Genomic DNA, 13,867 nt, shown 5'->3' with positions numbered 1-13,867 from the left:
GGTCAGATCGGTGTGCCCAGCGGCGGGGCGGGCAGCTCTGCGGGATGGTCGAAGGCGTGGCGCTCGATCGCGGCCCAGCGTGAGCGGACGGCGGCCCGGCCCGTTTCGCGCAGCCACGGGCCGTCGGTCACCGCCTCGATCGCGGCGATCCGGGTGTGCTGGTGCAGCTGCGGTGCCGCCACGGTGTGCTCGAAGCGGCGCAGCACGGTCCAGCCGATCGTCTCGGTGCGGGGATCACGCCCGGTCGCGGTCAGCAGCTCCAGCGCGCGGCCCACGGTGAGGGCGAGCAGCTCGGCGAGGCCGCCACCGTCGGCGACGCGATTGAGCCTGGCCGGAGCCAGCAGCGGGCCCGCGATGACGTCGGTGCCGGCCGCGATGGCGGCCGCCGCGTCGAACGCGCCCGCGGTGCGGTGGTCGAACTGGCCCTCCCGGCGCGGTCGTCCGCCGGCCGGGTTGACCAGCAGCGGGCGCGCGTGCGCGGGGATCTCCAGGAACTCCGGCGTCAGTGCGGAGGCGAGCCGCTCGAGCGCGGCGCGCTGCCGCTGTGCCGGAATCGGCGTGGCGGCGCCGGGAAACGCCGCGCCGTCGGTGACGGCGTAGCGCCGCTCGGTGCCGCCGACGAGCTTCGCGACAGCCGTGGCCTGGTGCCGGTGCAGCAGGTACAGCAACAGGAACCGGCGCTCGATCTCGTTGGCGTCGCTGCCCGGTGGCACCACGGTGGGGCCGAACCGGCGCAGCGCCGCGGCACGCACGGCCACGAGGTTGTCGAACTCGGCGAGCGGGTCGCCCGCGGCGATCCACGTGGCGCCGCACGCGTCGGCGGCGTCGTCGGTGCGGGCGTCGGCGTCGGTCACGTACAGCGGAGCCGGGGCCAGGTCGCCGGTGCCGTCGCCGGTGCCGTCGCCGTAGAGGGCGCGCACCTGCCGGTGATCCCACGGCCCCGGCCCCGTCGCGTACGGCGCCGGGGCGGCGGGGCGCTCGCCGTCGAGCGCGAACGCCGGAGCGGGATAGTCCATGACGGACGGATGGGAATGACCGTGCGAGGCGAAGTTGTGGGCGAAGCCGAGTCCGTGGCCGATCTCGTGCGCGGCGAGCTGCCGCAGCCGCGACGCCACCACCTCGGCCACGATCTCGCCGCCCCGGTCGTGGTCGTAGGGAGCCAGGACGCTCTCGGTCAGTGCGCGCAGCTGCTCGATGCGCTGCGAGCCCAGCCGCACCACCGCGCGCAGGATCTCGCCGGTGCGCGGGTCGAGCTGCGTCATGCCCATCGACCAGCCGCGGTCGGCGCGGTGCACCCACAGCACGACGTTGAGCCGGGGATCGGTCAGGTCGGCGCCGTCGGGCAGCGGTTCCACGCGGTAGCCGCCGGGCAGCCCGGCCTCGGCGAAGGCCTCCTGCCACCAGTTCCCGCCCTCGAGCACGGCCTCGCGCACGGCGACGGGCATCGCGGGGTCGAGGTGGAACACGATCGGCTCGTCGAGGCGAAACCTGGTCGCGAGCGGGGTTTCCGCGTCGCGCACGTCGATCTCGTCGAACCGGTGCACGGCGACGCTCGACGTGGCCCCGACGGTCGGGTCCAGCGGTACCGGGGTGTAGCCCGGCTCCGGCAGGCCGCGCAGCGCCACCTGCTGGCGCACGCTGACGGTGCCCGCCGGTGCCGGGTGCGACCCGGGCGGGTGCGGTGATCCCATCGCGCGCGGCGAGTGCCCGGTGACCGGCTGGGGCCGGGGCCGGGGGCGTTCCTCCCTGAACGTCAGTACCGACTCCACGGCCAGCACGTCGCCGTAGCCGGTGACGTGCTCGACGCGGCTGAGCTCGCGGTCGAGCACGAACGGCGCTTCGGCGGCGTCGGTGAGCCGCTGCCCCGCGCCCACCAGGTCGGTCAGTCCGAGTGGTGCGGGGTCGAACCGTCCGTCGGTGGTGACGGGGCAGCGCGCCAGCGCGGACTCGGCGAACGAGCGCACCGCCGCGGCGCGCTCGGCCGGCGTCTCACCGGAGTGCCCGAAGGCCGTGTTGCACGCCGTCACGGTCACCTCGTCGCCGTCCGGATGCGGATCGGCCCTGCACACCAGGGACGGCCCGATCTCGCCGCGGTCCAGACCGGTCGCCGACAGGCCGAGACCACCGGTGATCGTGGCGTGGACGAGGAACTCCGTGGCGGCACTGAAGTCGGAACTCACCTGAGCGCGGCACCTTTCTTCGCGGAGGCGGGGCTGTCCCGCCGGCCCGGTACGGCCGCCAGCAGCGAGCGCGTGTAGTCCGAGGCCGGGTCGGCGAACACGTCGCCGACCGTGCCGGATTCCACCACGTGGCCGTGGTGCAGCACCACCACCTCGTCGCTCACCTGCTCGACCACGGCCAGGTTGTGGGAGATGAACAGCATCGTCAGGTCCCGCTCCTGCCGCAGCCGGGCCAGCAGGCTCAGCACCTCCGCCTGCACCGACACGTCGAGCGCCGAGGTGATCTCGTCGGCGATCACCACCTCGGGCCGGGTGACGAGCGCGCGGGCGATCGCGATGCGCTGACGCTGGCCGCCGGAGAACTCGTGCGGATACCGATGCGCTGCATCGGCGGGCAGCGCCACGTCCTCCAGCGCCGCGTGGATCGCGTCGGTGTGCCTGCCGACCCGCGCCCTCGCAGGGTCGAGCGCCTCGGCCAGTGTCTGCCCGATGGTGCGCCGGGGGTTCAGCGACGAGTACGGGTCCTGCGGGATCAGCTGCACCCTGCGCAGGAACGCCCGCCGCTCCTGCCTGCCGAGCCCGCTCACGTCGGTGCCGTCGAGCAGCACCCGGCCCGACTCGGTGGGCACGATGCCGAGGATTGCCTTCGCCAGCGTCGACTTCCCGGAGCCCGACTCGCCCACGAGCCCCACCGTGTGCCCGGCGGGCACGGCGACGCTCACGCCGTCGAGCGCGGTCGTGGCCCGGGCGCCGCGGCCGAAGCGCACGGTCAGCTCCTCCACGGACAGTCCCTCGGCGGTCATGCGCCCGCTCCCGGCGTCGTCGAGAGCCGGGGCACCGACTCCAGCAGCATCCGGGTGTAGGGATCGGTGACCTCGCCCGAGCGCAGCTGCTCGGCGGACAGTTCCTCCACGATCACTCCGTCCTTCATGACCAGTACCCGGTCGCACAACTCCTCGACGACCCCGAGGTCGTGGGAGATGAACAGGGTGGCGGTGTCGGTCTCGTCGCGGATCCGCTCCAGTTCCCGCAGGATGCCCGCCGCCACCGTCACGTCGAGAGCCGTGGTGGGCTCGTCGGCGATGAGCAGCGACGGTTCGGCCGCCAGCGCGGCGGCGATCATGGCGCGCTGGCGCATGCCGCCGGAGAGCTCGTAGGGATGCGAGCGCAGCAGCCGTGGCGGGTCCACGATGTGCACGTCCTCCAGCAGCCCGGTGATGATCTCGCGGGCCTCCCGTGCCGACTTGCCCCGGTGGACGCGCAGCACCTCGGTGAGCTGGCTGCCCATCCTCAGCGCGGGGTTGAAGGTCGTGCCCGGGTCCTGGTAGATCATCGCGACCGCGTCGGCGAGCTCGCGGCGCGTGGTACGGCCGAGCAGGTCGACGCCCGCCACGCGCAGTCGCGACGCCTCGGCGGTGAGCCCCTCGGGCAGCAGCCGCGACAGCGACAGCGCGGTGAGCGACTTTCCGCTGCCGGACTCGCCGACGACGCCCAGGATCTCGCCGCGCCCGATGTCGAACGACACCCCGTGCACCAGCGGTGTCCCGTCGGCTCTGCGCACCACGAGATCGCGGACCTGGACTGGCGCCGACGATTCGGCGGGTTCGGGAGCGTCGGCGGAGTCACGTTGCCGGGGCTCGGTGGTGGCGGGCGGCGTGCGCGGGGCCGTCCGGTTGACCCGGGGGTCGGCCGCCGCCGCGAGCCCGTCACCGATCAGCATCGCGCCGATCGAGAGCACCAGGATCAACAGCGTCGGCCCCACCACCTCGATCGGGCGGGAGTAGATCGCGGGCAGCGCGTCGGCCAGCAGCCTGCCCAGGTCGTAGTCCGGCGTCTGCACGCCGAGGCCGACGAACGACAGCGCCGACATCGCCACGAGCCCGGTGGAGAAGGCGGCCGCCACCTGGATCAGCAGCGGCTCGGCCATGTTCGGCAGCAGGTGCCTGCTGATCAGCGCGCGACGCGGCACGCCGGTCAGGCGCGCCGTGGTCACGAAGTCGCGCTGGTGGATGGAACCACTGAGGTTGGCGGCCAGGCGCGCCGTCGCCGGGATGTTCGCCAGCGCGACGGCCACCACCAGCTGCCAGCGGCCCGCACCGAGGATCGCGGCGAGCACCACGGCTACCAGCAGCTCCGGGTAGGACACCGTGATCTCGACGATCCGCAGCGCGAACTCGCGCACGCGGCGGGGCGCCGTCCAGATCGCGGTGCCGATCAGCACTCCGGCGGTCATCGAGATCGCGGTGGCCGCCAACGCCATCAGCAGGCTCGCCTGCGCCCCGACCAGCGCCCTGGCGAAGAGGTCCCTGCCGAAGTCGTCGGTGCCGAGCCAGTGCGCGGCCGACGCGGGCTGGGCGATGTCCGGGCTCAGCCCCTCGGCCGACTCGAGCATCGTCAGCGCCGCGATGGTGACGACCACGCCGGTGACCACGAGCAGCACGGTCCCGGCGATCAGGGCGGCGTTCCAGCGCAACCGTCCCGGCCGGGACACCGGCGTCGCGGGGGCGGTGCCCGCTTGCTGGGTCAACTCAGCCATGGTGGCCTCCTCGCACCCGGGGGTCGACGATCCCGAGCAGGATGTCGACGAGCATGGTCATCAGGGCCGAGAGCACCGCCAGCACCAGCACGATGCCCTGCACCAGCGGGTAGTCCTTGGTGGCCACGGCGTTGACGACGCCGAGCCCGAGACCGGGCCAGCTGAACACCGTCTCGACGCTGATCGCGCCGCCGAGCATGCCGACGAGGATGATGCCGCTCAGCGTGAGCGTGCTCGTGAGCAGGTTCGGCAGTGCGTACCGCAACGCCGTGCGCACCGTGCCGAGCCGCCAGCCACGCGCGGTGCGCAGGTAGTCCTGTTCGAGCACCACGGCCGTCTCCCTGCGCACCACCCTCGCGATCAGGCAGATCGACGGGATGCTGAGCGCGAGCGCGGGCAGCAGCATCGACACGCCGGGCTGCGAGCGCGTGTAGGCGGGTGGCAGCACTTGAAGCGTCACCGCGAACAGCAGCACCAGCAACGTCGCCAGCACGTACGGCGGGATCGCCGCGACGAACGCCGTGGTGTAGCCGAACGCCGAGTCCAGCCTGCGCCGCCTGCCGCCGCGGGTGAGCGCGCCGACCGCCATGCCGAGCGGCACCGCCACGGCCAGCACCACGAGCAGCGCGCCGAACGCGAGCGCCGCGGTGAACGGCAGCCGCCGCAGCACCACGTCGGAGACGGGAGCGTTGAGCGAGAACGAATGCCCGAGATCGCCCTGCAGCAATCCGCCCACGTAGTCGAGGAAGCGGTCGAACATGGGCTGGTCGAGTCCCAGCTGCGCGCGCACCCTGGCGATCTGGTCCACGGTGGCGTCGGGTCCGGCCGCGCTCACCGCCGGATCGCCGGGAATCAGCGGGACGATCACGAACGTCACCACCACGGCCACCACGACCACGCCCGCGAGCCCGCCGAGGCGGCGCAGCGCGAACGACGTCCACGACGATCCTCCGCGCACTCTGCGTGCGCGCGGCCGATCCGTTGCCGTTGTCGTCGTCATTCCGCCCCCACTCGCATGGTCGCCAGGTCGACGTAGTCGTCGAACACCGAGACGGTGAGATCCGGCCCGGTCACGTAGGTCAGCGGGCTGCCCGCCAGTGGCACGATGTCGGAGCGCTCGAACAGCGTGCGCTGGGCGCGGTCGAACGCGTCGCACTGCGCCTCGGGGTCGGTGCTCGCGAGCCCTTCCGCGAGCGCGGCCTCGCCCTCGGGGTTGTCCGAGGCGCTGTAGTTGCGGCCACCGTCCTCGACGCTCGGGCCGATCACGCGGTCGAGCGAGGCGCTGATCGCGCCCACCGAGTTCAGGTCGCCGAGGAACACGATGTCCCAGTCGGAGCCGCCCTCGGCGATCGTGCTCCAGAACGTGGCGTTGTCCACTTTGCTCATGTTCACCTCGGCGCCCGCCTCGGTCAGCGCGGCGAAGAGGTAGTCGGCTCCGCCGCTGAACTGCCGGTTGGCGGTGTTGCCGATCAGCTGCACGCCGCTGACGTCGCTCAGCAGCTCGGACGCCGCGTCGGGGTCGTGCTCGGGCAGCAGCGAGCGATCGGTGTTGGTGCACCGGAAACTGGCCGGGGTCACTGAGGTCAGCACATCCGCGGTCCGCTTGGTGAAGATGGCGTTGAACGCCTCCTGGTTGATGGCCTGTGCCACCGCGCGCCGCAGGTCCGGCCTGCCGGCGAACGGCCTGCCCTCGCGCTGGTTGAACACGACGTAGGCGGTCGCCGAGATCACCTGGTACTGGTGCAGGTCGGGCTGCGCGGTGAACCGCTTGACCGCGTCGGGGTCGGCGAACTGACCGAGGTCGAGGTCACCGGCCAGGATCTGGTTGGCCACAGTGGACTGATCGGTGGAGACGCCGATCTCGAGCCTGCGCGGCGGCTCGCCCGTGAGCGGGGTGGAGAACTCGGGCCACGCCGCGTAGTCCTCGCGCAGCGCGAACGTGTAGTTGAGGCCCTGCTGGGCCTCCTGCACCGTGTACGGCCCGGAGAACGCGCCCGCCACGGAGCCGGCCTCCAGCGCTTCGGCGTCGGCGATCCCGGCGGGACAGACGATGCCGGACTGCGGGATCGCGAGCCCCTGCGGGAGCGTGGTGAACGGCTCCGACAGCGAGATCCGCACCGTCGAGGCGCGGTCGTCGGCCGCGACGTCGACGTCCCCGAGGCCGAAGACGAGGCTCTTCCACGTCGACTCCGTGGCCGGGTCGGCGAGCCTGCGCAACGAGTCGGCGACCACCGATGCCGTGATCGGCGTGCCGTCGGAGCACGTCGCGTCGTCGCGGATCGTGAACGTGAACTCCGAGGCCGACTCGGTGGCCCAGTCGGTGGCGAGACCGCCGACGAGCCGCGCGTCGCTGTCGCGGCGCAGCAGCGTGTCGTAGAGCAGGCTCGCCACCTGGAACGTCTGCTGTCCCTGCGCCTGTGCGGGATCGAAGCTCGACGGGTCGCTGTTGAGCACCGTGCGCACGGTGCCGGTCTCCGCGGGGCCCGCGGTGGACGTCGAGCACGCGGCGAGCGCGCTCCCGCACACCACGGCGGTGACCACGGCGAGCGCGCGGGTGCCGCGCCGGCGGCGTCTGCCCCGGCCTGGCAGCCGGACGGACGGTGGCGAGGAGGGTGGGGTCACGGGGTGGCCTCCTTCGGCGGCGCGGTGACGGCGAGCGCGGCGTCGGCGACGGCCGCGTGCGTGGCGAACCAGACATCGGTGTGGGCGCGCATGTGCGCCAGCAGTTCCCGCAGCACCACCAGACGAGAGCGGTGCCCGATGACGTGCGGGTGCAGGGTGAGCTGGAACAGGCCGCCCTCGGCGTGTGCGGCGTCGAACTCGTCGCGCCAGATCTCCAGCAGCGCGCGCGGCGGCGTGTAGGGGCGCAGCGCGGAATGCCGCTCCATCCCGAGGTAGGGCATGTCGTCGCGGATCCACTCCACCGGTAGTTCCACCACGCCCGTCGGGGTGCCGTCGGCGAGCAGTTCGTAGGGCTCGTCGTCGGCCATCAGCGACGAGTCGTAGCGGAACCCGAGTGTCCTGATGATGTCCAGTGTGGACTCGGAGAAGTCCCAGCTGGGCGTGCGGATACCGACCGGGCGCGTCCCGCTGAGCCGTTCCAGCGTGTCCAGCGACCTGCCGGTCAGGTCGAGCTCGTCGGCCGCCGACAGCAGTGTGTTGCGCTCGTGGATCCACCCGTGCGCGGCGATCTCGTGCCCGGCGGCGACGCACTCCTCGACGGAGGCGGGGTGCAGCAGCGCGGACACCGCGGGCACGAAGAAGCTCGCGGGCACGTCGTGCTCGGCGAGCAGCCGCAGGATGCGCGGCATCGCGACCCGCGCGCCGTACTCGCCTTGCGCGAGCCTGCCGGGGCTGGTCTCGCCGTCGCGCAACGGGATCGTCTCGTGGTCGACGTCGAAGGACAGCGCGACCGCGACCCGCGCACCGCCGGGCCACCGCGTCGGCGTCAGCGGACGGCCCGCGCGGACGCGCTCGACGTGCCCGCGCCAGGTCCGTTCAGGCCACTGCCACGGTGGCGTCGCCTCGCTCATGACGCGCGCCTGCCGTCCTCGTCGAGCCGCACCCACGCGCGCTTGAGCGTGCGGGCCTGCAGCGTCATGTCGGCGGCGTGCACGCCAGGCAGCGCGCCGATGACCCTGGTGAGGTAGTCGTAGAGGTCGCCGTAACCGGGCAGCGCGCCGTGCAGGCACAGGTTGAACCGGCCGGTCGTCGCGCTCACGTACCGGGTGGACTGTTCGTTCGCGAGCCGGGTGCCGACGTTCTCCAGTTCGGCGGGCTCCACGGCCAGCCACTGCATGAAGTTCACGTCCAGGCCCAGCACGGGCGTCTCGAACAGGGTGCGAAAGCGCAGGCAGCCGCGGTTGACGAGCGAGTCGACGCGCCGGGCCGCGGTGGACTCGCTGGCGCCGACCGCGGTGGCGATCTGGGCGTAGGAGGCCCTGCCGTCCTCGGCCAGCACCCCGGCGATCGCGAACTCCTGCTCGGTGAGGTGCTCGGGTTCGTGCCAGCCCTGCGGCCCCGCGAACGGTGCGGGCTGGCGCAGCAGCGCGGGCGCGTCCGGGCCGAGCAGCCCGGTGTCCCACTCCTCGAAGTTGGAGAACTTGCGCACCACCACCATGGACTCCGACTCGACGATGTCGTCGGGCCGCGGCAGGTGGTCGACGAGCACGGTGGCGACCTCGCGGTGGTCGCGCACCACGACCTCGGCGGCCACGTCGGCGCTGCCGGAGACGACGGTGACGAACCGCGAGACGGGCAGGTCGGCGAGCGCGTCGGCCACCGCGTTGGCCCGGCCCGGCCTGCAGCGCATCCGCACGACCAGAGAGATGCCGAGCCCGCAGCGCAGGTGGTCCAGCACGCCGGTGACGCCGACGACGCGCGACTCGATCAGCTGCTGGCCGCGGCGCGCGACGGTCGACTCCTTGGCGTCGATCACCGCGGCGACCTTCTTCCACGACGCCCGGCCGTTGAGCTGCAACGCGGCGACGATCCGCCGGTCCAGATCATCGAGCCTGACGAGTTCTCCCATGCAGGAACCATGAGTGACGGTTCCTCTCAAGTCAATAGCGAAATATGAGCGATACAGCCAGTTAACGTGTCAGCTCAGGTTGGTCTGTGCCGGAGCGCGCCGGTGTGGTGGGGTGACACGGTGACCAGGACGAACTCGCTGGTGCTCGGCATCGACGTCGGCACCTCCAGTACCAAGGGCGTACTCGTGGAGCGGGAGAGCGGCACCGTGGTGGCCACCGCGGTGCGCGCGCACGACGTCTCGCGGCCGAGGCCGGGGCACGTCGAGATGGACGCTCGGGTGTGGTGGGCCGAATTCCGCGACATCACGGCGGAACTGCTCGGCCTGGACGCCGGTCGCGTCGAGGCGGTCGGCGTCAGCGGCATGGGCCCGTGCGTCGTGCTGACCGGCGACGAGGAGCCGGGCACCGAGGAACCGTTGCGCCCCGCCATCCTCTACGGCGTCGACACCCGCGCCACCGAGCAGATCGCGCGGCTGGGCGAGGAGCTCGGCGCCGAGGCCGTGCTCGACCGGTGCGGCTCACTGCTGAGCACCCAGGCGATCGGGCCGAAGCTCGCATGGGTCGCCGAGCGCGAACCCGAGGTGGCCGCCACGGCGCGGCGGCTGTACCTGACGAGCTCGTGGCTGGCATCGCGGCTGACCGGTGAGTACGTCCTCGACCATCACTCGGCCAGCCAGGCGGTGCCGCTCTACGACTCGCGGGCGCTGGAGTGGTACGCCCCGTGGGCCAGGCACGTGGCTCCGTGGCTGGAGCTGCCTCCGTTGCGCTGGCCCGGCGACATCGCCGGGCACGTCACGGCGCGGGCCGCGGCGGAGACCGGCCTGGCACAGGGGCTTCCGGTGATCACCGGGACCGTCGACGCGTGGTCCGAGGCCGTCAGCGTCGGCGCGCAGCGGCCGGGCGATCTGATGATCATGTATGGCACCACGATGTTCCTGATCGCCACCACCCGGCAGCGGCTCACCGTGCCGAACCTGTGGGGCACGCTCGGCGCCTATCCCGACACTCGCAGCCTCGCGGGCGGCATGGCGACATCGGGCGCGGTGACCGAGTGGCTGCGCGGCATCGTCGGCGAGCCGGAACACGGCGAACTGCTCGCCGAGGCCGAGCGCTCGGGACCGGGCGCGCGCGGGCTGCTGATGCTGCCGTACTTCGCGGGCGAGCGGACCCCGATCGCCGACCCGGACGCGCGCGGCGTGATCGCCGGGCTCACGCTCGCGCACACGCGCGGCGACCTGCATCGCGCGGCGCTGGAGGCGACGGCACACGGAGTGCGGCACAACATCACCGCGCTGCGGGAGGCGGGCGCCGACCTCGACCGGATCATCGCCGTCGGTGGCGGCACGCAGGGCGGGCTGTGGACCCGGATCGTCAGCGACATCACCGGCATGGCACAGCAGATCCCGTCGGTGACGCTGGGCGCGAGCTACGGCGCCGCGTTGCTCGCGGCACAGGCGATCGGCGACGCCGACGCCGAGACGTGGAATCCGGTGCGGGAGGTCCACGAGCCCGATCCGGCGCTGGCGGAGCACTACGACCGATTGCACCGGCTGTACCTTGACCTCTACCCGGCCACCCGGCCGGTGGTGCACGAACTGGCGTCGTGGGGGAACGAACGTGGATGACGAACTGGTACTGCTGGGTTTTCTCGTGGTCGCGGGCGCGATCATGGTCGGTTCCCTCTCGGCGAACCGCAGGCACGAGCAGACCACCCGACGACTGAACCTCATCGAGCGCAAGCTGGACGCCCTGCTCGACAACGCCGGTGTCACGCTCGCGGAGCCCGACATGCCCGAGGTGGTGGACCTGCTCCGTCAGGGCAAGAAGGTCAAGGCGGTCAAGACTTACCGGGAGCGGACCGGTGCCGGGCTCAAGGAGGCCGCCGACGCGGTGGAGCAGCTGAGCGCCCGGGGTCCGTTGTGACCGGTCGCCGTTTCCCGTTCGGTCACCCAACCCGAGCGGTCCGTCCTTGACGCCGGGTGAAACCTCCCGGAATGTGGCGATATGGCGGCCATCCGGCCGCGCGTGAACGCGGTCGAGGGAGAGTACGTGGCGGACGGTGGCTGGGATCTGATCGTGGTCGGCGCGGGGTCGGCAGGCGCGGCGCTCGCGGCGCGGTCCGCGAGGCAGGGCAAGCGGGTGCTGCTGCTCGAGGCCGGACCGGACTACCGTTCCGCGGAGATGCACGAGGCGTGGCGCTCGCCCAACCCGGTCGTCGCGCTGCTCGATCCCGAGGTCGCCATGCGGCTGGTCTGGGTCGACCTGCAGTCCTCACGCACCGACAAGCAGGACCAGGGTTTCTACGTGCGGGGCAAGGGCGTCGGCGGCAGCTCCTCGGTCAACGGGCAGATCGCCATCCGGCCGCCGGTCGAGGACTTCGCCGACTGGGCGGCGGCGGGCTGCACGGGCTGGGCGCCCGAGGACGTGCTGCCGTACTTCGTGAAGCTCGAGGACGACGAGGACTTCGGCGACGAGCCATACCACGGCCGGGGCGGTCCGACCCCGATCAACCGCATGCCGCGGGAGCAGTGGGGCGGCGTCGACGCCGCGCTGGCCCGCGCGGCGCTCGCGGCAGGCCACGACTGGGCTCCCGACGTCAACGCGCCCCACGCGTCAGGGGTGTCGCCCTACCCGATCAACTCACGTCACGGCAGGCGGGTCTCGGTCAACGACGGCTACCTGGAGCCCGCCCGTGAACTGTCCACATTGGCCGTCCGGGGCGACGCGCTCGTAGACCACGTGGTCTTCGAGGGTGACCGGGCCGTGGGCGTCCGCGTCATCGAGCAGGGCCGGGCGAGCACGGAGTACGCCGATACGGTGGTGCTCGCCGCCGGGGTGATCCACTCGCCCGCGATTCTGCTGCGCTCCGGGATCGGCCCCGCCGGGGACCTGCGCGCGCTCGGTGTCGACGTCAGGGCGGACCTGCCGGTGGGCCGCGGGATGCAGGACCACCCGGCCGCGCTGGTGACGTTGCCGCTCATCGAGTCCGCGTCCGTGCGGTCGCCACACGACCGGCACACCAACGTGTGCGTGCGAGCCAGCTCGGGTGAGGGCGCGCCGCACGACCTGATGATCGTCGCCAACAACCAGAACGTGCTCGCCATGGCCCACGCCGACACCGACGGCCGCGCCGGCGCGTTCCTGGTGTGGCTCAACCACAACCATTCCCGCGGCGAGCTCACGCTCACCTCGCTCGACCCGCTGGCGCAGCCGCTGGTCCGGGAACGCATGCTCTCCGACGAGCGGGACCTGGCCGTGTTGCGCGCGGGCGTGCGCGCGACCGTCGAGCTGGCCCGGCGGCCGGAGACGACGGAGATCCTGTCCGGCTCGCTGGAGCACTCCAACGCGGCGCTGTTCGCCGCGCTCGACTCCGACGCCCTGCTCGACGACTACCTGCTGGAGAGCGTCCTGGACGCCCAGCACGGCACCAGCACCTGCCGGATGGGCGCGGACACCGACCCCGGCGCCGTCGTCGACCCGACCTGTCGCGTGCGCGGCGTCGACGGCCTGTACGTGGTGGACGCGTCGATCTTCCCGTCCGTGCCCAGGGCCAACACCCACCTCGTCTCGATCATGGCGGGCGAGCTGATGGCGGACCGGATCGGCTGAGCCGCTCAGCTCGCCGTCGCGGTGATCACCCTCCGGCCGTCCTGGGTGCCCGTCAGCGACCACCGGCCGTCGGCGATGCTGCCGGCGAGCGCCAATGCGGTGTCCACATAGGCCGGTGAACTGAGGCTGAAGTCGTAGCGGCTCAGCGGGGTCGGCGACGACCTGCGGGCGAGGTCGAGCAGGCTCAGCGCGCTCAGCGGGCCGTGCACGAGCAGGTTCGCGTGGCCCTCCACCTGCGTGGCGTAGCGGTGGTCGTAGTGGATGCGGTGCGGGTTGTAGGTCAGTGCGCTGAACCGGAACAGGGTCACCGGGTCGAAGGTGAGTGTCTGCGCCGCATCCGGTGCGGCCGGTTCGGAGGCTGCGGGGCGGGGCGTGCGCGGTGATGTCGTGGGCGCCGGGCCGTCGTGGCGGAGCACGACGCGGCGCCGTTCTCGCAACGCGGTGTGACCTGCCACGGCGTAGTCGTGCAGTTCGGTGAGCAGGAGCAGCCACCCGGTGCCGCCCGCCTTGATGCGGCAGTCCTCCAGCAGGCTGGTGCGCGTGACGTCGTCGCCGAGCCGCAGCGGCCGGACCGAGGTGAGCGAGGCGCCGCCGAAGACGCGCCGGCGAGGTCGTTCGCGGGGCATCAGGCCGTGCTCGGCCGCGTGACCATCCTCGGCGAGGTCGCCGCGGGCCAGCGGGTCGCGGAAGTACACCTCGTGCCAGCCCAGCGGCAGTGCGTCGCCCTCGCGCTCGGCGGGCGGCTCCACCCCGAGCACCCCGGCCAGCGCCTGCGCCCGCCACGCGTCGAGCACGCACGTGGCGTGCAGCGGGGGAGGGGCGAAGTCGGCGACCATCGCCACCAGGTCGCCGGGCGCGTCCACCGGCGGGTCGAGCCGCGCGGAGGTCCAGGGATCGGGCAACGGCTGGTCGACGGCGTCGTCGGCGCGGAGGCTCATGCTCAATACTCTATAGACTTCGCGGACGGACCGGAATCCCGTCGAGATCCCGGGCAGCACGAAGGCCCCGGC

Annotated in this window: 11 protein-coding genes; 3 read left to right on the top strand and 8 right to left on the bottom strand. The window is 72.6% G+C overall.

Annotation, left to right across the window (positions count from 1 at the left end):
• Positions 1–2 precede the first annotated feature (2 nt).
• The 7 genes from JHE00_RS35770 to JHE00_RS04285 are packed head-to-tail and all read right to left on the bottom strand — an operon-like array spanning position 3 to position 9,247.
• Positions 3–2,180, bottom strand: coding sequence for a zinc-dependent metalloprotease (locus JHE00_RS35770; RefSeq protein WP_200314938.1), 2,178 nt, complete (start codon positions 2,178–2,180; stop codon positions 3–5).
• On the bottom strand, positions 2,177–2,983 hold the full coding sequence (locus JHE00_RS04310; RefSeq protein ID WP_200314936.1) for an ATP-binding cassette domain-containing protein: 807 nt from the start codon (positions 2,981–2,983) through the stop codon (positions 2,177–2,179). The genes JHE00_RS35770 and JHE00_RS04310 overlap by 4 nt, the downstream gene beginning before the upstream one ends.
• A complete protein-coding gene (locus tag JHE00_RS04305; RefSeq protein WP_200314934.1) occupies positions 2,980–4,716 on the bottom strand; it encodes a dipeptide/oligopeptide/nickel ABC transporter permease/ATP-binding protein in 1,737 nt (578 codons plus the stop codon). Before JHE00_RS04305 ends, JHE00_RS04310 begins: the two co-directional genes overlap by 4 nt.
• Complete coding sequence (locus tag JHE00_RS04300) at positions 4,709–5,716, bottom strand: ABC transporter permease (RefSeq protein WP_200314932.1); 1,008 nt, start codon at positions 5,714–5,716, stop codon at positions 4,709–4,711. Before JHE00_RS04300 ends, JHE00_RS04305 begins: the two co-directional genes overlap by 8 nt.
• The gene (locus JHE00_RS04295; protein WP_200314930.1) at positions 5,713–7,338 is read right to left on the bottom strand and encodes an ABC transporter substrate-binding protein; all 1,626 of its coding nucleotides are present in this window, start codon (positions 7,336–7,338) and stop codon (positions 5,713–5,715) included. The genes JHE00_RS04300 and JHE00_RS04295 overlap by 4 nt, the downstream gene beginning before the upstream one ends.
• Positions 7,335–8,249, bottom strand: coding sequence for a polysaccharide deacetylase family protein (locus JHE00_RS04290; RefSeq protein WP_200314928.1), 915 nt, complete (start codon positions 8,247–8,249; stop codon positions 7,335–7,337). Before JHE00_RS04290 ends, JHE00_RS04295 begins: the two co-directional genes overlap by 4 nt.
• The gene (locus JHE00_RS04285) at positions 8,246–9,247 is read right to left on the bottom strand and encodes an Lrp/AsnC family transcriptional regulator (protein WP_200314926.1); all 1,002 of its coding nucleotides are present in this window, start codon (positions 9,245–9,247) and stop codon (positions 8,246–8,248) included. The genes JHE00_RS04290 and JHE00_RS04285 overlap by 4 nt, the downstream gene beginning before the upstream one ends.
• A gap of 120 nt (positions 9,248–9,367) precedes the next feature.
• On the opposite strand from JHE00_RS04285, the gene JHE00_RS04280 reads away from it, so the two are divergent.
• The 3 genes from JHE00_RS04280 (at position 9,368) to JHE00_RS04270 (ending at position 12,857) form a co-directional block, all read left to right on the top strand.
• Complete coding sequence (locus tag JHE00_RS04280) at positions 9,368–10,873, top strand: FGGY-family carbohydrate kinase (protein WP_200314925.1); 1,506 nt, start codon at positions 9,368–9,370, stop codon at positions 10,871–10,873.
• Entirely contained in the window at positions 10,866–11,171 is a 306-nt protein-coding gene (locus tag JHE00_RS04275; RefSeq protein WP_200314924.1) for a hypothetical protein, read from the top strand. The genes JHE00_RS04280 and JHE00_RS04275 overlap by 8 nt, the downstream gene beginning before the upstream one ends.
• Before the next feature lie 81 nt (positions 11,172–11,252).
• Entirely contained in the window at positions 11,253–12,857 is a 1,605-nt protein-coding gene (locus JHE00_RS04270; protein WP_200314923.1) for a GMC family oxidoreductase, read from the top strand.
• A 5-nt stretch (positions 12,858–12,862) separates the two neighbouring features.
• On the opposite strand, the gene JHE00_RS04265 is transcribed toward JHE00_RS04270, so the two are convergent.
• The gene (locus JHE00_RS04265) at positions 12,863–13,795 is read right to left on the bottom strand and encodes an HTD2 family dehydratase (protein WP_200314922.1); all 933 of its coding nucleotides are present in this window, start codon (positions 13,793–13,795) and stop codon (positions 12,863–12,865) included.
• Between the last annotated feature and the right edge of the window lie 72 nt (positions 13,796–13,867).

Source organism: Prauserella cavernicola (assembly GCF_016595675.1).
GTDB lineage: Bacteria > Actinomycetota > Actinomycetes > Mycobacteriales > Pseudonocardiaceae > Prauserella_A > Prauserella_A cavernicola.
Note: the sequence above shows the minus strand (reverse complement) of the source record. Positions and strands in the feature narration are given on the sequence as shown.